Source organism: Paracoccus sp. UBA5162 (genome assembly GCF_002413585.1).
Lineage (GTDB): Bacteria > Pseudomonadota > Alphaproteobacteria > Rhodobacterales > Rhodobacteraceae > Paracoccus.
The window spans coordinates 43,352-63,782 of the sequence record NZ_DHXG01000019.1 but is presented as its reverse complement, the minus strand read 5'-3'; the positions used below and the strand labels follow the sequence as shown (position 1 = coordinate 63,782).

20 protein-coding genes and 1 tRNA gene are annotated in these 20,431 nt (G+C 64.8%); 12 read left to right on the top strand and 9 right to left on the bottom strand.

Going from position 1 to position 20,431, the window contains the following annotated elements:
• Positions 1-137: 137 nt before the first annotated feature.
• The 6 genes from B4A72_RS02790 to B4A72_RS02765 are packed head-to-tail and all read left to right on the top strand — an operon-like array spanning position 138 to position 5,569.
• Positions 138-1,283, top strand: coding sequence for a D-alanyl-D-alanine carboxypeptidase family protein (locus B4A72_RS02790; protein WP_292953872.1), 1,146 nt, complete (start codon positions 138-140; stop codon positions 1,281-1,283).
• Positions 1,284-1,286: 3 nt separating this feature from the next.
• Entirely contained in the window at positions 1,287-1,883 is a 597-nt protein-coding gene (tmk, locus tag B4A72_RS02785) for a dTMP kinase (RefSeq protein ID WP_292953869.1), read from the top strand.
• Complete coding sequence (locus B4A72_RS02780) at positions 1,880-2,992, top strand: DNA polymerase III subunit delta' (RefSeq protein ID WP_292978058.1); 1,113 nt, start codon at positions 1,880-1,882, stop codon at positions 2,990-2,992. Before tmk ends, B4A72_RS02780 begins: the two co-directional genes overlap by 4 nt.
• 2 nt (positions 2,993-2,994) lie before the next feature.
• Positions 2,995-3,813, top strand: a complete 819-nt coding sequence (locus tag B4A72_RS02775; protein WP_292953863.1) for a TatD family hydrolase — start codon at positions 2,995-2,997, stop codon at positions 3,811-3,813.
• Positions 3,810-4,628 carry an MBL fold metallo-hydrolase gene (locus B4A72_RS02770; protein WP_292953860.1) on the top strand — a complete coding sequence of 273 codons (819 nt, stop codon included), beginning with the start codon at positions 3,810-3,812 and terminating at the stop codon, positions 4,626-4,628. The genes B4A72_RS02775 and B4A72_RS02770 overlap by 4 nt, the downstream gene beginning before the upstream one ends.
• On the top strand, positions 4,625-5,569 hold the full coding sequence (locus tag B4A72_RS02765; protein ID WP_292953857.1) for an AEC family transporter: 945 nt from the start codon (positions 4,625-4,627) through the stop codon (positions 5,567-5,569). Before B4A72_RS02770 ends, B4A72_RS02765 begins: the two co-directional genes overlap by 4 nt.
• A gap of 15 nt (positions 5,570-5,584) precedes the next feature.
• Here B4A72_RS02765 and B4A72_RS02760 read toward each other — a convergent pair whose 3' ends face one another.
• The 7 genes from B4A72_RS02760 to B4A72_RS02730 form a co-directional block, all read right to left on the bottom strand.
• Positions 5,585-6,535, bottom strand: coding sequence for an ABC transporter permease (locus B4A72_RS02760; RefSeq protein ID WP_292953854.1), 951 nt, complete (start codon positions 6,533-6,535; stop codon positions 5,585-5,587).
• A 3-nt stretch (positions 6,536-6,538) separates the two neighbouring features.
• Positions 6,539-7,837 carry an ABC transporter permease gene (locus tag B4A72_RS02755; protein WP_292953851.1) on the bottom strand — a complete coding sequence of 433 codons (1,299 nt, stop codon included), beginning with the start codon at positions 7,835-7,837 and terminating at the stop codon, positions 6,539-6,541.
• Positions 7,838-7,897: 60 nt separating this feature from the next.
• Entirely contained in the window at positions 7,898-8,980 is a 1,083-nt protein-coding gene (locus B4A72_RS02750; protein ID WP_292953848.1) for an ABC transporter substrate-binding protein, read from the bottom strand.
• Between the two features lie 106 nt (positions 8,981-9,086).
• A complete protein-coding gene (locus tag B4A72_RS02745) occupies positions 9,087-10,157 on the bottom strand; it encodes an ABC transporter substrate-binding protein (RefSeq protein ID WP_292978057.1) in 1,071 nt (356 codons plus the stop codon).
• Between the two features lie 82 nt (positions 10,158-10,239).
• Entirely contained in the window at positions 10,240-11,343 is a 1,104-nt protein-coding gene (locus tag B4A72_RS02740) for an ABC transporter ATP-binding protein (protein WP_292953842.1), read from the bottom strand.
• A 129-nt stretch (positions 11,344-11,472) separates the two neighbouring features.
• Positions 11,473-11,925, bottom strand: coding sequence for a hypothetical protein (locus B4A72_RS02735; protein ID WP_292953839.1), 453 nt, complete (start codon positions 11,923-11,925; stop codon positions 11,473-11,475).
• A gap of 343 nt (positions 11,926-12,268) precedes the next feature.
• Positions 12,269-12,355 (bottom strand) — tRNA-Leu (locus B4A72_RS02730).
• Positions 12,356-12,534: 179 nt separating this feature from the next.
• On the opposite strand from B4A72_RS02730, the gene lipB reads away from it, so the two are divergent.
• The 4 genes from lipB (at position 12,535) to B4A72_RS02710 (ending at position 16,086) form a co-directional block, all read left to right on the top strand.
• Positions 12,535-13,179, top strand: coding sequence for a lipoyl(octanoyl) transferase LipB (lipB, locus tag B4A72_RS02725; RefSeq protein WP_292953836.1), 645 nt, complete (start codon positions 12,535-12,537; stop codon positions 13,177-13,179).
• 125 nt (positions 13,180-13,304) lie between these two features.
• Entirely contained in the window at positions 13,305-13,724 is a 420-nt protein-coding gene (locus tag B4A72_RS02720; protein ID WP_292953833.1) for a c-type cytochrome, read from the top strand.
• Positions 13,725-13,908: 184 nt separating this feature from the next.
• Positions 13,909-15,585 carry a cytochrome c oxidase subunit I gene (locus tag B4A72_RS02715; protein ID WP_292953830.1) on the top strand — a complete coding sequence of 559 codons (1,677 nt, stop codon included), beginning with the start codon at positions 13,909-13,911 and terminating at the stop codon, positions 15,583-15,585.
• Between the two features lie 6 nt (positions 15,586-15,591).
• On the top strand, positions 15,592-16,086 hold the full coding sequence (locus B4A72_RS02710) for a DUF2244 domain-containing protein (protein ID WP_292953827.1): 495 nt from the start codon (positions 15,592-15,594) through the stop codon (positions 16,084-16,086).
• A gap of 94 nt (positions 16,087-16,180) precedes the next feature.
• Here the strand turns inward: B4A72_RS02710 and B4A72_RS02705 are convergent, their stop codons facing one another.
• Positions 16,181-16,369, bottom strand: a complete 189-nt coding sequence (locus B4A72_RS02705; protein ID WP_292953824.1) for a DUF3008 family protein — start codon at positions 16,367-16,369, stop codon at positions 16,181-16,183.
• Positions 16,370-16,420: 51 nt separating this feature from the next.
• Positions 16,421-16,885: a GatB/YqeY domain-containing protein gene (locus B4A72_RS02700; protein ID WP_292953821.1), complete on the bottom strand. Its 465-nt coding sequence runs from the start codon at positions 16,883-16,885 to the stop codon at positions 16,421-16,423.
• Positions 16,886-17,066: 181 nt separating this feature from the next.
• Here B4A72_RS02700 and carA point away from each other — a divergent pair, with 181 nt between their 5' ends.
• Positions 17,067-18,218 (top strand): glutamine-hydrolyzing carbamoyl-phosphate synthase small subunit, encoded by a 1,152-nt coding sequence (carA, locus tag B4A72_RS02695; protein WP_292978056.1) that lies wholly within the window; start codon positions 17,067-17,069, stop codon positions 18,216-18,218.
• A 54-nt stretch (positions 18,219-18,272) separates the two neighbouring features.
• A complete protein-coding gene (locus B4A72_RS02690) occupies positions 18,273-20,402 on the top strand; it encodes a glycosyltransferase (RefSeq protein WP_292953815.1) in 2,130 nt (709 codons plus the stop codon).
• Positions 20,403-20,431 lie beyond the last annotated feature (29 nt).

Sequence of the window (20,431 nt, the reverse complement as noted above, 5' to 3'; positions counted from 1 at the left end):
GGGCCGCGGGCGGCGGCGGCGCGACTGCCGTTCCTCGCGGCGCCGCGTTCACTTTATCCGTCCCGCGCCATTCAGCCGCGTTGCGGCATGGCGAGGCATGATGTAACCATCTTGCGCAAACAGGCAAAGGAATCCTTATGCGTGCATTTCTGCTGCGGTTGGTCGCCCTGCTGTCTCTTTCGGCGCCGGTGCAGGCGTTCGAGACGAATGCGCAGACGGCATGGGTCTATGACGTCGCCACGGGCACCGTGCTGATGGAAAAGAATGCCGACCAGCAGATCCCGCCGGCATCGATGTCGAAGCTGATGACCATCTACATGCTGTTCGAAGCCCTGCGCGAAGGCCGGGTGCAGATGGATACGCGGCTGCCGGTCTCGACCAAGGCGCGGCAGATGCAGGGCTCGACCATGTTCCTCAATGAACAGGATCGCCCGACGGTGGACGAACTGATCAAGGGCATCATCGTGCTGTCGGGCAACGACGCTTGCGTCGTGGTGGCCGAGGGACTTTCCGGAACCGAAGCGGCCTTTGCCCGTCAGATGACCCAGAAGGGCAAGGAGATCGGATTGACCAATTCGGTCTTCACCAATTCCTCGGGCTGGCCGGACCCGGATCACCTGATGACGGCGCGCGATCTTGGCACGCTCGCGGTTCGGCTGATCCGCGATTTTCCCGAGCTCTACAAGAATTTCGCGATCAGGGAATTCGGCTTTGACGGCCGTGCGCCGGCCAACCGCTTCAACCGCAACCCGCTGCTGAGCCTTGGCATCGGTGCCGACGGGCTGAAGACCGGCCACACGCAAGAGGCCGGATACGGCCTTGTCGGTTCGGCCGTGCAGAACGGGCGCCGGGTGGTGTTCGTGATCACCGGCCTGTCCGGCGAGACCGCCCGCGCCGAAGAGGCCGAGCGGATCGTGAACTGGTCCTTCCGCCAGTTCACGATGAAGAAGCTTGTTCCCGCAGGCGAGACGGTGGTCGAGGCCCCCGTCTGGCTCGGAACCCAGGACCGGCTGGGTCTGACCACCGATGAGGGCGTGAATGTGCTGATCCCTGCGGGTGCGCAGGACAGCGTCAAGGTCGAGGCGGTCTATGATTCGCCCATTCCGGCGCCCATCGCCAAGGGCGACGAAGTGGGCCGGCTGGTCGTCACCGTGCCCGGCGCAAAGGATGCCGTGACACCGCTGATCGCCGCGCAGGACGTGCCCGCCGCCGGGTTCATGGGCCGGATGAAGGGCGCCGTGACCCGGCTGGGCAACAAGGCGGTCCAGGCCGCCGGCCTCTGAGCCATGTTCATCAGCTTCGAGGGGATCGACGGCTGCGGCAAGTCAACGCAGGCCCGGCTGCTGGCCGATGCGCTGCGCGCCGAAGGCCGCCATGTCGTGCTGACCCGCGAGCCCGGCGGCAGCCCCGGCGCCGAAGAGATCCGGCGCCTGCTGGTCGAGGGCACGGGCGAACGCTGGTCGCCCGAAACCGAATGTCTGCTGTTCACCGCCGCCCGGCGCGACCATCTGGAACGGACCATCCGCCCGGCCCTGGCCGCGGGCCGGACCGTCGTCTCGGACCGCTTCGCCGATTCCACGCGCGTCTATCAGGGCGCGGCGCGGGGCGATCTGCGTGGCATCGTGGACCGGCTGCACGCGCTGATGATCGGGACCGAGCCCGACCGGACCTTTGTCATCGATATCGACCCGCCCACCGCCGTGGCGCGGGGCCATGCGCGCGGCGGGATCGAGAACCGCTATGAAAGCCTGGGCCTTGGCTTCCAGCAGGCGCTGGCCGGGGGATTTCGGGCCTTGGCCCGCGAATATCCGGCCCGCGTCCGGATGATCGACGGCAGCGGCGCGCCCGAGGACGTGGCCGCGCGGGTCCGGGCGGCGTTGTGAAGACCGACCCCGCGGATATCCCCGAACCCGACCGCGTGCCCGGCGCGCCCCACCCGCGGATGACGGCGCGCGTGATCGGTCAGGACGAGGCCGTTCGCGATTTTGTCGAGGCATCGCGCGGCGGGCGTCTGCATCATGCCTGGCTGCTCACCGGGCCGCGCGGCATCGGCAAGGCAACGCTGGCCTGGTCCATCGCGCGCTGGCTTTTGGCGGGCACGGACAGCGACGATCTGTCCGTGCCGGGCAACGCGCCCGCCGCCCGCCGCCTTGCCGCCCTGTCCGAACCGAATCTGCAACTGGTCCGCCGCCCCTGGGACGACAAGGCCAACAGGCTGCGGGCCGAAATCACCGTCGAAGAGATCCGCAGGCTGCTGTCGTTCTTTCACCTCTCGGCGGCCGAAGGCGGGCGGCGCATCGCCATCATCGACACCGCGGACGACATGAACACCGCCGCCGCGAATGCGCTGCTGAAGGTGCTGGAGGAACCGCCCAGGGACGGGCTGATCCTGATGATCGCGCACCAGCCCGCGCGGCTTCTGCCGACGATCCGCTCACGCTGCCGAACGCTGCGCCTGAACCCGCTGAAACCTGACCTGATGACCGAGGTGCTGTCGGATCTGGGCGTCGATCAGGATGCCGTCGCGCTGGCGGCATTGTCGGGCGGTTCGGTCGGCGAGGCGTTGCGGCTGGCCGGACAGGACGGGCTGAAACGCTATCAGCAGATCGTCGACCTGTTCGCCACCCTGCCCCGGATGGACCGGATTGCGGCGGCCCGGCTGGCCGAGACAGCGGCGGGTCGGGCCAATGCCGACGGCGATCCCTTCGACCTGACGATCACGCTGCTGGACCGGTTCCTGACCCGAACCGCGCGCGCCGGGCTGATGGGCGCGCCCCTGCCGCAAGCCGCGACCGGCGAAGGCGCGCTGCTGGCGCGGCTGTCACCCGATGACCGCGCCGCCCGCGACTGGGCTGGCGCGCAGGCGCGGCTGTCGGCGCGTGCGCGCGCCGGTCGGGCGGTCAACCTTGACCCTGCCGCGCTGGTGATGGATATGCTGACGGAACTGGCGCATCTGCCGCCGGCACAATCCGCCCTGCCAGCCACAGGTTGACCATGAACCAAGCGGCCCCACCGCCGATTGTCGACAGCCATTGCCATCTGGATTTTCCCGATTTCGACGGCGAACATGACGCGCTGATCTCCCGCGCCCGGGCGGCCGGGGTGACGCGCATGGTGACAATCTGCACAAGATTGCGCCTCGAGCCTCAGGTCCGCGCGCTGGCCGAGGCGCATGATGGCGTCTTCTACGCGGCCGGCACCCACCCGATGAGCGTCGCGGACGAACCGATGGCCACCCTCACGGATCTGCTGCGTCTGGCCGATCATCCGAAATTCGTCGGCATCGGCGAGACCGGGCTGGATTACCATTATACCGCCGAAAGCGCCGCGGCCCAGGCCGAAAGCCTGCGTGTCCATATCGAGGCCGCGCGCCGCACCGGTCTGCCACTGATCATCCATGCCCGCGACGCAGATGCAGACATGGCCCGCATCCTGACCGAGGAACATCGCGCCGGCCCCTATTCCTGCGTGATGCATTGCTTCAGCAGCGGTCCGGACCTTGCGCAGGCGGCGCTGGATCTGGGCTTTTACCTGTCCATGTCGGGCATCGCAGCCTTTCCGCGATCCTCGGATCTGCGCAAGATCTTCGCCGCCGCCCCGGTGGACCGTATCCTGGTCGAAACCGACAGCCCCTATCTGGCCCCCCCGCCCCATCGCGGACGGCGCAACGAACCCGCCTATGTCGCCAGCACCGCCGCCGTGGGGGCCGAGGTCTTCGGCATGGGCTACGCCGATTTCGCCAAGCAGACCTGCGAGAATTTCGACCGGCTGTTCCCGAAGGCGGCGGGACAGCGGGTCGGGGGCCAGCCGTGATTCGCGCCACGATCCTTGGTTGCGGCTCGTCGGGGGGCGTGCCGCGGCTGGGCGGCCGCTGGGGGGCCTGCGATCCGACGAACCCGAAGAACCGCCGCCGCCGCTGTTCGCTGCTGGTGGAAAGGAACGGGCCCCAGGGCACGACACGCGTGCTGATCGACACCGGCCCGGACATGGTGCCGCAACTGCTGGATGCCGATGTGGGCACACTGGAAGCGGTGATCTATACCCATGCCCATGCCGATCATGTCCATGGTATCGATGATATCCGTCAGCTGGTCCACAATTCCCGCCGCCGGATGCCTGTCTGGGCCGCTCAGCCGACCGCGCAGGCATTGCTCGATCGCTTTTCCTATGTCTTTCTGACGCCCGAAGGCAGCAATTATCCCCCGATCTGCGAACTGAACCGGATCGAGGGGCCGGTCACGATCGACGGCGCCGGCGGCGCCATCGTCTTCCATCCCTTCCGCGTCACCCATGGCGAGATCGACGCGCTTGGCTTTCGCATCGGTGGCCTGGTCTATCTGCCCGACGTTTCGGACATCCCCGACGCGGCCTGGCCCCTGATCGAGGGCGCCCAGATCTTTGTCTGCGATGCCCTGCGGCTGGATCCCCATCCCAGCCACGCGCATCTGGCGCGCACGCTGGAATGGCTGGCGCGCTCGGGCGTGCCGCGGGGGATCGTGACAAACATGCATATCGACCTGGATCACGACGCGGTCATGGCGATGACGCCCGATCACGTCATCCCGGCCCATGACGGCATGGTGCTTGACGTTCAAGACGAGGCCCCCGCGATCGCGGCCGCGCTGTGAGCGCGCTGTTCACCATCGTCCTGCCGGTCTTTCTGGTCATCGGCTTCGGCTATCTGGTGACATGGCGCGGCTGGTTTTCCGAAGGCGCCGTGGACGGGCTGATGCGCTTTGCCCAGAATTTCGCGGTGCCGACGCTGCTTTTCGCGTCCATGGCGCGGCTGGATATCGGCAGCAACTTCCAGCCGGTGCTGCTGCTGTCCTTCTATCTCGGCGCGTTCGCCAGCTTTCTGGCGGGGTGGGCGGGCGCGAAATATCTGTTTCGCCGCAGCCCCGCCGATTGCGTCGCGATCGGTTTTGTCTGCCTGTTCTCGAACAGTCTGCTGATGGGCGTCCCGATCACCGAGCGCGCCTTTGGCGCGGCAGCGCTGGCCGGCAATTGGGCGATCATCGCGATCCATTCGCCGCTGCTCTACACGTTCGGGATCACGGTGATGGAGTTCACGCGCGCCAGGGGAACCGGCCTTTCGGTCGGCCGTGTCGCCCTGCGTGCTCTGACCGGCGTGCTGCACACGCCGCTGGTCATTGGCATCCTGTCGGGACTGGCGATGAACGCGCTGATGCAGGCCGGGATGACGATGCCGGAGGGCTTCTGGGCGGCGGTGGACATGATTTCGCGCGCGGCCCTGCCTGCCGCCCTGTTCGGGCTGGGCGGCATCCTCTACCGATACCGGCCGGAAGGCGATATGGCCGCGATCGCCATGTGCTGCGCCTGTTCGCTTCTGCTGCATCCGGCGATCACCTACGGCTTGGGCCGGGCCGGCGGGCTGGATACGGCAGGTCTGCGTTCGGCGGTGATGACGGCGTCGATGGCACCGGGCATCAACGCCTATCTCTTCGCCAACATCTATGCCTCGGCCCGCCGCGTCGCCGCCTCGACCGTGCTGATCGGCACCGCGGCTTCGGTCCTGACGATCTGGATGTGGCTGGCGATCCTGCCCTAGGCAGCCCGCCGGGAATCAGTGCGGGGTGATGCCCCGAATTCGTTCGGACCGGCGTCGCAACAATTCGACGCTGGCCAGCAGCGCGATCGAAAACAGCACCAGGATGGTGGCCACGGCCAGGATCGCCGGGCTGATCTGTTCGCGGATTCCGTTCCACATCTGGCGCGGAATGGTCTGCTGGTCGGGACCGGCGATGAACAGCACCGCCACCACCTCGTCGAAGGAGGTGACAAAGGCAAACAGCGCCCCCGAGATGACGCCCGGCAGGATCAGCGGCATCGTCACCCGGAAGAAGGTCGTTCGGGGATTGGCGCCAAGGCTTGCCGCAGCCCGGTTCAGCGACTGATCAAAGCCCACCAGCGTCGCGGTGACGGTGATGATGACAAAGGGAATGCCCAGCGTCGCATGGGCCAGGATGACCCCCAGATAGGTGCCGGCCAGCCGCCCGCAATTGGTCGGTAACCCGATCATCCCCAGCAATTCGCAGGGGTTGGAGTAGAAGAAGAACATCCCCGTCGCGGTGATGATCAGCGGCACGATCATCGGCGAGATCAGCGTCGCCATGATCGCCCGGCGCAGCGGCATTTCGGGCCGCGACAGGCCAAGCGCGGCCAGCGTGCCCAGGCCGGTGGCGATGAGGGTGGCGAAAAAGCCGATGATGATCGAGTTCTTGGCCGCCTGCACCCATTTCGCATTGGCCCATGCGTCGGACCAGAAGGCGCTGCCGGTCGCATCGGGGTTCTGCATCCCGAAGGTCAGCAGGCTGCGATACCAGCGCAGGCTGTAGCCCTCGGGATCGAAGCTGCGCATCTTGTCGGTAAAGGTGAAATAGGGTTCGGCGTTGAAGGATAGCGGAATGATCACCACGATGGGCGCGATCAGGAAGAACAGGATCAGCCCGCACATGACCAGATAGGTATAGTGCCAGATCCGCTCCAGCGGGGTTGCATAGGTCGGGACAGCCATCGTTCACCCCAGCTTCAGATTGTCGATGCCCACCAGCCGGTCGTAAAGCCAGTAGAGAACCAGAACCGAGGCCAGAAGCAGCGCGGCAAGGGCTGCGGCCATGGACCAGTTCAGCGTATCGGTCATATGCGTCGCGATCATGTTCGAGATCAGCTGACCCGACGAGCCGCCGACCAGCGCCGGCGTGATGTAATAGCCGACCGCGAGGATGAAGACCAGCAGCGCGCCCGCCCCCAGCCCCGGCAGCGTCTGCGGAAAATAGATCCGGCGGAAGGCGGTCCAGCTTGTCGCGCCCAGGCTGCGCGCGGCCCGGACATAGGAGGGATTGATCGTTCGCATCACCGAATACAGCGGCAGAATCATGAAGGGCAGCAGGATATGCGTCATCGCGATGATCGTGCCCGTGCGGTTATAGATCATCTGCAGGCGCTGGCCGTTGTCGATCACGCCCACCCAGACCAGCAGGTCGTTGATCACGCCCTGCTGTTGCAGCAGCACCATCCACGACGTCGTGCGCACCAGCAGCGAGGTCCAGAAGGGCAGCAGGACCAGGATCATCAGCAGGTTCGATTTCCGCATCGGCAAGGTCGCCAGCAGATGCGCGACGGGAAAGCCCAGAACAAAGGTCAGGCCGGTAATCAGCAGCGACAGCCAGAAGGTGCGCATGAACAGCATGACATAGACCTGCTGGCGCTCGGGCACCTGCTCGATACTGCCGTCATCGGCCCGCGTCCGGTCCAGCGCCGCAAGATAGAAATTTCCGGTATAGGGGGTCGCGGCGTTGCGCATCGCGCTCCACAATTGCGGCGACTGCCATTGCTCGTCGATGGCCAGCAGCGTCTCCTTGTAGGGCGGCTCCAACCCGCGGCGGACCTTGCGGCCGGTCGAGGTGAACAGAGACCGGGTGCCGGGCACGTCATAATTGATCCGGGTGCCGACGACGCCGATGCTGCGCTCTTCGGCCGAGGCTTGCAGATCCGTGGCCAGTGCCGTCCAGGCGGCATCGTCGGGCGGCGTCCCGCGGGGATTGTTCGCGAACCAGGCCGAAATCTGCGGCATGTTCGCCGAAAAGCCGTCATTGTAGAACGAGCGCTGCAGCATCTGCCCGATCGGCACCACGAAGGTGATCAGGATGAAGGCCAACAGCGGCAGTACCAGCAGAAAGGCGCGGCGCTTGGCCCGGCGCTGGCTGCGTGCCAGCGCGCGCGCCAGAGGGCGGCCGTCGGCGGTGGTCAGCGTCCCGTCGGTTTCGCCCGCGGCGGTGGTGACGATGGCGGCATGTGGATCAAGAGCGTTCGCCATGAATTCCCCGAAAAATCAGGTATCGCCCCCGCCCATGCGGGCGGAGGCGGCGGGTGCGGATCAGGAGCCGGCCAGCCAGGCGTTGAACCGCTCGGTCAACTCGGCATCGTGATCGGCCCAGAATTCCGGGTCGTCCATGACCGCGGTCTTCAGGTGATCGGGATTGGTGGGCATGTGCGGCGCCATCTCGGTCTTGCCGTCCTGATACATGCCGACCAGCGCGGCCGAGGATTGCCGCGCCGGGCCATAGGCGATGTATTTCGCCTGATCGGCCAGCCGCTGGGTGTCGGTGGCGAATTTCAGATATTCCATCGCCGCCTCGGGATGGGGCGCCTCTTTCGGGATGACGAACATGTCCATGTCCATGTACTGGCCGTCCCAGATGATCTCGAAGGGCTTGCCCTCGCCGACCATCGCGTCGAAGAAGCGGCCGTTATAGCCGGTGGTCATGGACACTTCGCCATCGGCCAGCAGTTGCACCGGCTGGGCGCCGGCTTCCCACCAGACGACATCATTCTTGATCGTGTCGAGCTTGGCAAAGGCCTGGTCGACGCCTTCCTGCGTGCCCAGCTTGTCATAGACCTGATCCGGCGCCACGCCATCGGCGATCAGCGCCAGATACAGCGTACGCTTGGGATTCTTGGGCAGACCGCGCTTGCCGGGAAACTTCTCGGTGTCGAAGAAATCGGCGGCCGTCTTGGGCGCGTCGCCTTGGTACTTGGTCTTGTCAAAGGCGATGACGGTGCCCCAGAAGATGTTGGCGACGGCGCAATCCTGCAAGGCACCGTCGATGAAATCCTGGGATGCCGGGGTGCCATCGGGCGCGGCGGGCAGGTTGGCCGGGTCGATTTCCACCAGCGCGCCCTCGTCGCACAGGCGGATCGCGTCAGAAACCTCGATATCGAAGACATCGCCGGTGACGTTGTTGGCCTCGACCTGGGCCTTCAGCGGCGTGGCGGGGTTGTCGGCGGCGATCATGTTGACCTTGATGCCGGTCTTTTCGTTGAACGGCTTGTTATAGGCCTCAACCTGCGACATCTCGTAGGCGCCGCCCCAGGACACCACGTTGACCTCGCCCTCGTCCGCAAGGGCCGCATGGCCCAGACCGACCATTGCTGTGGTCAGGATCAGAACTTTCTTCATCTTGCACTCCCTGTCGTGAACTTCCGGCATTTCCAAGCCGTTGTCGTTCAATCTTCAAGTCTTGCGCAAACGCCGGGACCATCCCGGCGCCCGCGCCCGAGACGGCCTAGCCGGCAAGCCAGCTGTTGAACCGTTCGTTCAGTTCCGCGTCATGATCGACCCAGAAATCCAGGTCCGAACCAAGCGCGTCGGTCATGTTCGCCTCGGTCGTCGGAAGATTGGGACCCATCGGTTGATTGGTCCCCTCAATATTTCCGACCAGCGCGGCGGCCGATTTGCGCGGCGGACCATAGCTGATGAATTCCGCTGCCCGCGCCTGCGGTTCAGGCGAGGTCGAGAAGGTGATGAATTTCATCGCCTCGTCCTTGTTGGGCGCGCCTTTCGGCATCACCCAGCCCTCCATTTCATAGATCTGGCCGTCCCAGATGATCCTGAACGGCTTGCCCTCGCCCTGCGCGGCGTTGAAGATGCGGCCGTTGAAGGCATAGGCCATCGTCACCTCGCCATCGGCCAGCAGTTGCGGCGGCTGGGCGCCGGCCTCCCACCAGATGACATCGGACTTGATCTCTGCCAGCTTGGCGAAAGCCTGATCGACCCCCTCTTGCGTGGACAGGACATCATAGACCTGATCGGCCGGGACGCCATCGGCCATCAGCGCCAGTTCCAGATTGAACTTGGCACCCTTGCGCATGGCGCGCTTGCCGGGAAATTTTTCCAGATCGAAGAAATCGGCCGGGCTGGCGGGCTTGGCGTCCGGGAACTTGGACTCGTCATAGGCCAACACCATCGAATAGACATCGGTCGCCACGAAGCAATCGGTGATCGCGCCGTCGATGAAATCCTCTTCGGCGGGGGTGCCGTCGGGCGCGGGCGCCAGCATCGAGGGGTCGATGATTTCCAGAAGTCCCTCGTCGCACAGGCGCACGGCATCGGCATATTCGACCGAGGCCACGTCGGTCGTCACATTGCCCGCATCGACCATCGCCTTGATCGGCGTGGCCGGATTGTCGGTATCGGACATCCGCACCTTGATGCCGGTCTTTTCCTCGAACGGCTGGACATAGGCCTGAAGATGGCTGTTGCCATAGGCGCCGCCCCAGGACAGCAGGTTCACGTCGGCAAGGGCGGGTCCGGTCACAAGCGCGATGGCGGTGGTCAGGGCCAGAGTCGTCTTCATCGAAATCTCCGCTATTGGTCAGGAAGGACGCGGCACTTCGGCCGCCGGTCTTGGCCCGCAGGGGCCGAGTCGTCATGCCGGATCATACCGGGTCCAGCGCCCGGGCATCCTGGGGATGCCAGCCGATACGAATCTTCTGTCCCGGCTGCAGCCGGGTCTGCCCGGCCGTGTTGCGGAACTTCATCACGAAATTATCGCTGTCGGCCACCCGCAACCGCGTCCGCAGGATGTCGCCCATATAGATCACCTCGGCCACGTCGGCCTCGACGGTATGCGCGCCCTCGGGCATCAACTCGGATTTGAACTCGACCCGTTCGGGCCGGATCGAGACGGTGGTCCGCTGGCCCGATTCGCGGATATTGACGGCGGTCGCGTCGATCAGGTCGCCGCTGTCCAGCCGAACCAGCGCCTTGTCGCCATCCAGTTTTTCGATCGTGCCGGGCAAGGCATTGTTTTCGCCGATGAAGCCGGCGACAAAGCTGTTCTCGGGCCGTTCGTACAATTCGCTGGGCGTGGCAAGTTGCTGGATACGGCCGTCGTTGAAGACCGCGATCCGGTCCGACATGGTCAGCGCCTCGCCCTGATCATGGGTGACGTAGACGACGGTGATTCCAAGTTCTTCATGCAGGTGCTTGATCTCGAACTGCATGTGTTCGCGCAATTGCTTGTCGAGAGCGCCCAGCGGTTCGTCCATCAGGACCAGTTCCGGGTCGAAGACCAGCGCACGGGCCAGCGCGATCCGCTGCTGCTGCCCGCCCGAAAGCTGCGCCGGGCGGCGATTGGCAAAGGACCCCATCTGCACCATGTCCAGCGCGCGCCTGATGCGCGTGTCGCGTTCGGCCTTGTCCATGCCGCGCACTTCCAGCGGGAAGGAAAGGTTCTCGCCGACCGTCATGTGCGGGAACAGCGCATAGTTCTGAAACACCATGCCGATGCCGCGCTTGTGCGGCGGCACCTGGTTGATCGGGCGGCCCGCCAGCCGGATTTCGCCATGGGTCGCGGTTTCGAATCCGGCCAGCATCATCAGACAGGTGGTCTTGCCCGATCCCGACGGACCCAGCATGGTCAGAAACTCGCCCCGGCCGATCGAGAGATTGAGGTCTTTGACGACAAGCGTTTGCCCGTCATAACTTTTCTGCACGTGTTCGAAAGCGACGAATGCGTCGCCCGCACGATTGTCCAGCAATGGGCGCTCTCCCTGCGTTATCTTGTTCGTTCAGCGCGAGACCGAGGTTAAGCGTTGCCGCGCGGCGCTGGCAACACCAATTCCGACATTTCGGATGTCGCGGACGGCACCGCCGAAAATGCCCATGGATCATTCGCCTTGATCGCCGCGCCCTCCTGCCCGAAGCGCCGTGATCGGCGACAGCCAGGCAAGCAACAGGATCAGGATTGCGAATGTCGCATAGATGGATCCCTGGAAGATCCAACTGTCCTGGGGGACCGGGATCACGTTCGCAAGATTTCCCGGGCGAAACAGAAGAAGCAGGCCGACAAACAGCAGCGGCGTGGTCACGAGCGGAACGAGGCCAAGCGCCAGCGTGACATCGTAGGAATGCAACCCTCCGAAGGCCAGGACGCAGATGATCGTCAGCGCCAGCAGATTGTCGCTGTTGCGGAAGAAGAACAGAACGCTCGCCGCGACGAGCAACAGCGCGCCGATCTGGGGTTTCAGCATGGTAAGGACCAGTCCGACGGTAAACAGGACGCCGCCATTGCGCCTTCCGGCGACGATCAGCGCGATGCCGTCAGGATCAGAACGCCGCAAGCAGCCTGACTTTCCGGGTCTCGCCCTGTTCAATCAGGAACCAAATCGACAAAAGCTACCTCGACAACCCATTTACCAATACGCACTGGGCGAAAAATCCTGCCAAGCTTTCCAAGCGATCGAACAGCGCGGCGTGATCGCAAAGAGCGGGCAAAGTCATTTTCCAGGGAGGCAATCGCCTCGGTCCAGGTCGATAGCGTGACATGGCCATGAAACGCAAGAAGGCGATGAAAAATTCTTTAGCAATTTCAATTGGAAGACGGAAACGCCATTCAAGCTCAACCAGATCGAGAGCCCGGAACAGGGATCGAGGATCGGCACGGAATGGCTGGAAAGCCTGCCTTGGTGCGGTCGAGAAGACTCGAACTTCCACTCCGGTTAAGGAACAGCGACCTCAACGCTGCGCGTCTACCAATTCCGCCACGACCGCATCCGGGCAGTGCCGCGCGTCATAGCGAAGGCCGGCGCGATTGAAAAGGGGGATTCGACCGTGGGTTCGGACGGTCCGGTCATGCATCGGCTCGGCCCGCGACGCGCCGTGCCGGCCATCCGCCGGCCCCGTCATCTCGCCTCTTGACCTTGCCGCCGCCGCGCATCAGATCGCCGCCTATGGTTGAATGGATCATCAGCGACGGTCTGACCGGCTATGACCCGGCGGTCGCGTTCATGGAGGCGCGCGTCGCCGACATCGGCACGGGCCGGGCGGATGAACTGATCTGGCTGGTCGAGCATCCGCCGCTTTATACCGCCGGAACCAGCGCGAAGAGCGCCGATCTGATCGAGGCCCGTTTTCCGGTCCACCCCTCGGGGCGCGGAGGCCAATATACCTATCACGGGCCGGGCCAGCGCGTCGTCTATGTCATGCTGGATCTGAATCGCCGCGACCGCGACATCCGCCGCTTCGTGGCCGGACTGGAGGCTTGGGTCATCGCCGCGCTGGACCGGTTCGGCGTCCGGGGCGAGGTTCGCGAAGGCCGTGTCGGCGTCTGGGTCACGCGCCCCGAAAAGCCGCCCCTGCCTGATGGCAGCCCGCGCGAGGACAAGATCGCGGCCATCGGCGTCAAGCTGCGTCGATGGGTCAGCTTTCACGGCATATCGATCAATGTCGAACCGGACCTGCGGCACTATGACGGCATCGTGCCCTGCGGCATCAGCGGTCACGGCGTGACCAGCCTTGTCGATCTGGGCCTTCCGGTGACGATGTCCGACCTGGATCAGGCGCTGCGGGACAGCTTTTCACGGGCATTCACCTGACCTGCGGCGGCAGGCGGCGTGTCTTCACGATTTGGCCTGCGACCTTCGACCGGGGTGGATTTGAGTCGCGCCGGCGCTATAACGGGCACAGGGACATCCAGATGATTGGTTGGAGTGAGGATCCTATGAAGACAACACTGATCGGCGCGGTGCTTGGGGCCGCGATCGCCTTTCCGGCCTTCGCGCAGGACGTCGCGAATGGCGAAAAGGAATTCCGCAAGTGCAAGGCCTGCCACATGATCCAGTCGCCCGCCGGCGAGGATATCGTGAAGGGCGGCAAGGTCGGACCGAACCTTTACGGCGTGGTCGGACGGGCGGCCGGCAGCGTCGAAGGATACAAGTATTCCGACGCCCTGCTGGAACTGAAAGACAGCGGTGAGGTCTGGACCGAGGCGGATCTGGCCGCCTACATGACCGACCCGAACAAATTCGTCCAGGAAAAGACCGGCGATCAGAGCGCCAGAACCAAGATGACCTTCAAGTTGAACAAGAATCAGGCCGATGTCGCAGCCTATCTGGCCAGCGTCGCACCGGCGGCCCAATAGGCTGACGGCCGATGCGTCAATTGGACGCAGACTGACCCAAGGACGCCCCCGCGAACGTGCAAACATCGCGGGGGCGCGCATTTTCGGGCCTTTGCGACATTGCCCGGCCGCTGCGGCTGGTCTAAAGAAGACGTGATATTGCCGGTCCGCCCGACCGGCTGACGACATCTCAGGGAGTTCGGGTATGGCAGACGCAGCCGCACACGGCCACGACGACCATCAAGACCAGCGCGGCTTCTTCACCCGCTGGTTCATGTCCACCAACCACAAGGACATCGGGATCCTGTATATCTTCACCGCCGGTCTGGTGGGGCTGATCTCGGTCAGCTTCACCGTCTACATGCGGATGGAATTGCAGTTTCCGGGTGTTCAGTACATGTGCCTGGAAGGCGCGCGCTTCATCGCCGACGCCTCGCGGGAATGCACGCCGAACGGCCATCTCTGGAACGTGATGATCACCTATCACGGCGTCCTGATGATGTTCTTCGTGGTGATTCCGGCCCTGTTCGGCGGCTTTGGCAACTACTTCATGCCCTTGCACATCGGCGCCCCGGACATGAGCTTTCCGCGCCTGAACAACCTGTCCTACTGGATGTATGTGGTCGGCACCTGCCTGGGTCTCGCCTCGCTGCTGGCGCCGGGCGGTTCGGATCAGATGGGTTCGGGCGTGGGCTGGGTGCTGTATCCGCCGCTATCCACGAACGAAGGCGGCTATTCGATGGATCTGGCGATCTTCGCCATCCACGTTTCGGGCGCTTCGTCGATCCTCGGCGCGATCAACATCATCACCACCTTCCTGAACATGCGCGCGCCGGGCATGACGCTGTTCAAGGTGCCGCTGTTCGCCTGGTCGGTCTTCGTGACCGCCTGGCTGATCCTTCTGGCCCTGCCGGTTCTGGCCGGCGCCATCACGATGCTGCTGATGGACCGCAATTTCGGCACCAACTTCTTCAACCCGGCCGGTGGCGGCGATCCGATCCTGTATCAGCACATCCTGTGGTTCTTCGGTCACCCCGAGGTCTATATCATCATCCTGCCGGGCTTCGGCATTATCAGCCACGTCATCTCCACCTTCTCGAAAAAGCCGATCTTCGGCTATCTGCCGATGGTTCTGGCCCTGGTGTCGATCGGGATCCTGGGCTTCGTCGTCTGGGCGCACCACATGTACACCGTCGGCCTGTCGCTGACCCAGCAAAGCTATTTCATGCTGGCCACGATGACGATTGCCGTGCCCACGGGGATCAAGGTGTTCTCGTGGATCGCGACGATGTGGGGCGGCTCGGTCGAATTCAAGACCCCGATGCTCTGGGCCTTCGGGTTCCTGTTCCTGTTCACCGTCGGCGGCGTGACCGGCGTCGTCCTGAGCCAGGCGCCGCTGGACCGGGTCTATCACGACACCTATTATGTCGTCGCCCATTTCCACTACGTGATGTCGCTGGGCGCGGTCTATGCGATCTTCGCGGGCGTCTATTTCTGGATCGGCAAGATGAGCGGCCGGCAATATCCGGAATGGGCGGGCAAGGTTCACTTCTGGACCATGTTCATCGGCTCGAACCTGACCTTCTTCCCGCAGCACTTCCTGGGACGTCAGGGGATGCCGCGCCGCTATATCGACTATCCTGTCGAATTCGCGTTCTGGAACAATATCAGCTCGATCGGCGCCTATATCAGCTTCGCCTCGTTCCTGTTCTTCATCGGCATCGTGTTCTACACATTGCGCGCCGGAAAACCGGTGAACGTGCCGAATTACTGGAACAAATATGCCGATACGCTGGAATGGACCCTGCCCTCGCCGCCGCCCGAACACACGTTCGAGCAGCTTCCCAAGCGCGAGGATTGGGATCACGCCAAGGCGCACTGAGGCAGGATGCCTTATGAATGGCATGACGCGGCCCCGGACGAGTCCGGGGCCGTCTCTTATCGGCTGAGGGTATGGCCTTATCGGTCGCTGCCCCGGCGCGGCTTCGTCTGGTTCATCGGCACGACCGCCGTGCTGTTGCTGCTACCGATCCTGCCCGTTCTGGGAACGGTCGTTCTGTGGGGGCTTCTGCCCTTTCTGGGCCTCGCCATCTGGGGGATCTGGACCGCGTTGCAGCGCAGCTATCGCAGCGGCGAGACGGTCGAGGAAATGACGCTATCGCGCGATGCGCTGGATCTGCGGCGCGTCGACCCGGGCCGCAATCCGCGCGAATGGCACACCAATCCCCATTGGGTGCGCGTTCTTCTGCGTGACGGGCCGGTCGAGGATTACCTGATCCTGACCGATGGCCGGCGCGAAATCGAACTGGGCGCCTTTCTGACCCCCGGCGAACGTCGCGACCTCTGCGCCGACCTGCAGCGCCGGCTGACCGCCATGCGCTAGCGCCGAATCTCGCACTCTTTTCAAGTACCTTCCAGGGGTGAGTGGCGCGGCAGGCGCCGCATGGCGCGCGCGCGCCCCATTGCGTTTCGCGATGTCAGTCGCCCTCGACGCGATCGGGCAATCCGTCCAGGTCGGTCGAGGCGAAATCTTCAAGCTCGTCTTCGCTCATGCTGTCATACATGTCGCGGGACGCGCCCTGCAGGTCGCCGACCTTGGTTTCGCCGCGCTTGGCGGACAGGGCCGCCCCGGCGGCGCGTTGCTGGGCCTTGGATTTTGCGGGCATGGCTACACCTCCTGACGGATAACGCGGCCGGGCGCATGCGGTTTCGCGGCGTCAGTGCAGCAGCCGTTCCTTCACCTTCGGCCCTGCCGCGCCGAAATCCATCTGTCCTGCATGTCGCGCGCGCAATTCGGTCATCACGCGCCCCATGTCGCGGATGCTGGATGCGCCCAGGTCCGAAATCGCCGCGCCGATCGCGGCGCTGGTCTCGGCCTCGTCCATCTGGCGCGGCAGGAATTCGCGGATGATCTCGATTTCCTGCTGCTCCTTTCCGGCCAGTTCAAGCCGCCCGCCCTCTTCATAGGCCTTGGCCGATTCCTGACGTTGCTTGACCATCCGCGAGAGGATCGCGATCAGGTCCGCCTCGCGCAGATCGCCGCCCTCGCCATCCTGCCCGCGCGCTGCGATCTCGCGATCCTTCACGGCGGCCGCGATCAGCCTCAGGGTGGACAGGCGATGCGCCTCCTTGGCTTTCATCGCCTCTTTCGTGGCGGCTTGCAGTCTGGCTCGCAGATCCATGGCCTTCTCCTTGACGGATGCGCCGGGCGGCGCGCGTGACTGACGCGCCGGGCGGCAGAATGGACCCCGCCATGTAGGCGCTGCGGCGCGGCGAATCAAGCGCCCGTTCCCTGCCCTTCGACTTGACCTCCGCTCCGGCCGCGCCTATTGACCGGCTGATTCAAGACAGAGGGTGCCCGCCATGGCTGCAGAACCGACCGCCTGCCTCGTGCTTGCCGACGGGACGATCTTCTACGGTCAGGGCTTCGGCGCAACCGGCGAGGTGCTGGCCGAACTGGTCTTCAATACCGCGATGACCGGCTATCAGGAAATCATGACCGATCCCTCCTATGCCAGCCAGATCATCACCTTCACCTTCCCCCATATCGGCAATACCGGCATCACGCCCGAGGATGACGAGGCCCCTGATCCGGTCGCCAGCGGCATCGTGGTTCGCTGGGATCCGACCGAGCCTTCGAACTGGCGTGCGGCCGGGGACCTGCCGGACTGGATGGCGCGGCGCGGCCGGATCGGTATCGGCGGCGTGGATACCCGCCGCCTGACCCGCGCGATCCGCCGTCAGGGCGCGCCTCATGTCGTGCTGTGCCATGATCCCCGGGGACGTTTCGACATCGAGGCCATGATCGCCAAGGCGCGCGACTGGCCGGGGCTGGTCGGGCTCGATCTGGCCAAGGGGGTCAGTTGTGCGCAAACCTATCGCTGGACGGAAGGCGGTTGGGAATGGGGCAAGGGCTTCGGCACCGCGGCCGAAGACACGCCCTTCAAGGTCGTCGCGCTGGATTACGGCGCCAAGCGCAACATTCTGCGGTCGCTGGTGGCCCATGGCGCGGATGTCACCGTGCTGCCCGCCACCGCGACCGCCGATGAGGTCATGGCCCATGACCCCGAGGGTGTTTTCCTGTCCAACGGTCCCGGCGATCCGGCGGCGACCGGCAGCTATGCGGTGCCGATGATCCAGTCGCTGCTGGAACGCGGCCTGCCGATCTTCGGTATCTGCCTGGGCCATCAGATGCTGGCGCTGGCACTTGGTGCCAGGACCGTCAAGATGAGTCACGGTCATCACGGCGCGAACCACCCCGTGCGCGATGTCGAGACCGGCAGGGTCGAGATCACCTCGATGAACCACGGCTTCGCGGTGGACAGCCAGACGTTGCCGCAGGGCGTGATCGAGACCCATGTCAGCCTGTTCGACGGCAGCAATTGCGGCATCCGCCTCGATGGCCGTCCGGTGTTCTCGGTGCAGTATCACCCCGAGGCGGCGCCGGGTCCGCAGGACAGCCTGTATCTGTTCGACCGCTTCACGCAATCCATGCGGGCGCGCCGCGCCACTTAACCTCTTTTTAACGGCTTTCATGGCACGTCTGGGCGTTCCCGAAAGGAATCGTCCATGGCCGAGCCGCTGATCCAGACCGACCCGTTTCCCGTTCCGGCCCCGAACTTGCCGGAATCACGGCTGACGCTGGCCGATCGCAATCGGAATCCCCTGGGCCAGATATTGCTTGAGGATGGGTCGGTCGATCCGGCCGATCTGCTGAAGGCGGTGGTCATGCGCCAGCGCCAGAATGTGCGTCTGGGCGCGATCCTTCTGGCGCATCGCTGGGTCACGCCGGAGGCGCTGATCCGCGCGCTGTCGCGGCAATGGCGCACCACTGCCGTCGATCCCCGGACGATGCCGGCCGATCCGCGACTGATCGACGCCGCAGGGCCCGAATTCTGTCTGGCCCACGGTATCCTGCCCTGGCGCCGGGTCGGCGGCGTGACCTGGGTAGCCACCGCCCGGCCCGACCTTTTCGATGAGGTGCTGCCGCAATTGCCGCCCGAATTCGGTCGCATCCGGATGTTGCTGTGTACCGAGGATCAGGCCCAGGCCGCGATCCTCGCCACGCGCCGGATCTCGATGATCCGGCGGGCCGAGTTGCGGGTTCCGGCCCATGAGAGCTGCCGCACGCGAGACGAGGCTTTCGCCGGCCGGCTTGCCCTGGGTGTGATGGCCGCGGTGACACTGGGACTGTTCCTGCTGCCGGTCGCGGTGATCGCGATCCTGACCCTGTGGGCGGCGCTGACGCTGATCAGCCAGACGGGGCTCAAGCTGATGTGCTTCTTCTCGGCCTGGAAGCTGCGGGGCGAGGAACTGGAGCGGATGCACGCGATCGCCCTGGGCAAGGAGGCCGCGCCGCAGATGACCGGGCCATTGCCGGTGATTTCGGTCATGGTGCCGCTGTTTCGGGAAAGCGATGTAACGGGCAAGCTGGTTGCGCGGCTGGCGCGGCTGGATTATCCGCGCGAGTTGACCGACATACTGCTGGTCATCGAGGCCAGCGACGATGTCACGAGGAACGCCCTGAAAGGTGCGGCCCTGCCCTTCTGGATCCGGGTGGTCGAGGTGCCGGACGGGCCGATCCAGACCAAGCCGCGGGCGCTGAACTATGCGTTGAACTTCTGCCGCGGCCAGATCGTGGGTATCTGGGACGCCGAGGACCGCCCTGATTCCGATCAACTGCACAAGGTCGCGCGCGGCTTTCACCATGCCGCGCCGGATGTCGCCTGCCTGCAAGGCGCACTGGATTACTACAATCCGCGCAGCAACTGGCTGGCGCGATGCTTTACCGTCGAATATGCGACCTGGTTCCGCGTTCTTCTGCCGGGCCTCGCGCGGTTGGGACTCGTGGTTCCGCTGGGCGGCACGACATTGTTCTTCCGTCGCGACGCGCTGGAGGCCGTGGGCGCCTGGGACGCCTGGAACGTCACCGAGGACGCCGATCTGGGCGTGCGCCTGACACGGCGCGGGTGGCGGACGGAAATTCTGGACACGACCACCGACGAAGAGGCGAATTGCCGCGCGCTTCCCTGGATCAAGCAGCGTTCGCGCTGGCTCAAGGGCTATGCGATGACCTGGGGTGTCCACATGCGCGATCCGCGCGCGCTGTGGCGCGATCTGGGCGGCCGACGTTTCCTGGCCTTCCAAATCCAGTTCTTCGGTTCCCTGTCGCAATATCTGCTGGCCCCGGTCCTGTGGAGCTTCTGGTTGCTGAGCCTTGGCCTGCCGCATCCGTTGCGCGGACCGCTGGAAACGGTCTGGGGCGGACAGGCCGCGATTGCCCTGTTCGGCCTGTTCATTGCCTCCGAAGCAATCGGCATCGCGATCGGTCTCTGGGCCGTGCGGGGCGCCAAGCATCGGCACCTCATGGCCTGGGTGCCGACGCTGCATCTCTATTTTCCGCTGGGATGTCTGGCCGGCTGGAAGGCGATCTACGAGGTTGTGGTCAAGCCCTTCTACTGGGACAAGACCGCGCACGGCATCTTCGACGCGACCGAAACCGCCGAGTCCGCACCGGCATCGCCCGCCAGGGGCACCGTCTCGCTGCCGGTCCTGGGTCAGATCGGCGGACAGAGCCTTGCGGATGTCGCGAACGACCCCGATCGCGCGCCCGTTGCCGCCCTGGTCCCGCATCCCGATCCGGCGGCCGACAGTGATTCGCCGACATGCGCGCCCGATTTGCGGCAGGCCGCGGGCTGAGACCTGCCAAACTGTGCAAGCGCGCGCAC

What these genes read in the sequence shown, in the direction of transcription:
- B4A72_RS02705 (WP_292953824.1), bottom strand. Translation starts at nt 16,369, where the DNA reads ATGCCCGCAAAATCCAAGGCCCAGCAACGCGCCGCCGGGGCGGCCCTG.
- B4A72_RS02710 (WP_292953827.1), top strand. Translation starts at nt 15,592, where the DNA reads ATGCCTTATGAATGGCATGACGCGGCCCCGGACGAGTCCGGGGCCGTC.
- carA (WP_292978056.1), top strand. Translation starts at nt 17,067, where the DNA reads ATGGCTGCAGAACCGACCGCCTGCCTCGTGCTTGCCGACGGGACGATC.
- B4A72_RS02720 (WP_292953833.1), top strand. Translation starts at nt 13,305, where the DNA reads ATGAAGACAACACTGATCGGCGCGGTGCTTGGGGCCGCGATCGCCTTT.
- B4A72_RS02715 (WP_292953830.1), top strand. Translation starts at nt 13,909, where the DNA reads ATGGCAGACGCAGCCGCACACGGCCACGACGACCATCAAGACCAGCGC.
- tmk (WP_292953869.1), top strand. Translation starts at nt 1,287, where the DNA reads ATGTTCATCAGCTTCGAGGGGATCGACGGCTGCGGCAAGTCAACGCAG.
- B4A72_RS02760 (WP_292953854.1), bottom strand. Translation starts at nt 6,535, where the DNA reads ATGGCTGTCCCGACCTATGCAACCCCGCTGGAGCGGATCTGGCACTAT.
- B4A72_RS02755 (WP_292953851.1), bottom strand. Translation starts at nt 7,837, where the DNA reads ATGGCGAACGCTCTTGATCCACATGCCGCCATCGTCACCACCGCCGCG.
- B4A72_RS02700 (WP_292953821.1), bottom strand. Translation starts at nt 16,885, where the DNA reads ATGGATCTGCGAGCCAGACTGCAAGCCGCCACGAAAGAGGCGATGAAA.
- B4A72_RS02745 (WP_292978057.1), bottom strand. Translation starts at nt 10,157, where the DNA reads ATGAAGACGACTCTGGCCCTGACCACCGCCATCGCGCTTGTGACCGGA.
- B4A72_RS02790 (WP_292953872.1), top strand. Translation starts at nt 138, where the DNA reads ATGCGTGCATTTCTGCTGCGGTTGGTCGCCCTGCTGTCTCTTTCGGCG.
- B4A72_RS02775 (WP_292953863.1), top strand. Translation starts at nt 2,995, where the DNA reads ATGAACCAAGCGGCCCCACCGCCGATTGTCGACAGCCATTGCCATCTG.
- B4A72_RS02690 (WP_292953815.1), top strand. Translation starts at nt 18,273, where the DNA reads ATGGCCGAGCCGCTGATCCAGACCGACCCGTTTCCCGTTCCGGCCCCG.
- lipB (WP_292953836.1), top strand. Translation starts at nt 12,535, where the DNA reads ATGGTTGAATGGATCATCAGCGACGGTCTGACCGGCTATGACCCGGCG.
- B4A72_RS02750 (WP_292953848.1), bottom strand. Translation starts at nt 8,980, where the DNA reads ATGAAGAAAGTTCTGATCCTGACCACAGCAATGGTCGGTCTGGGCCAT.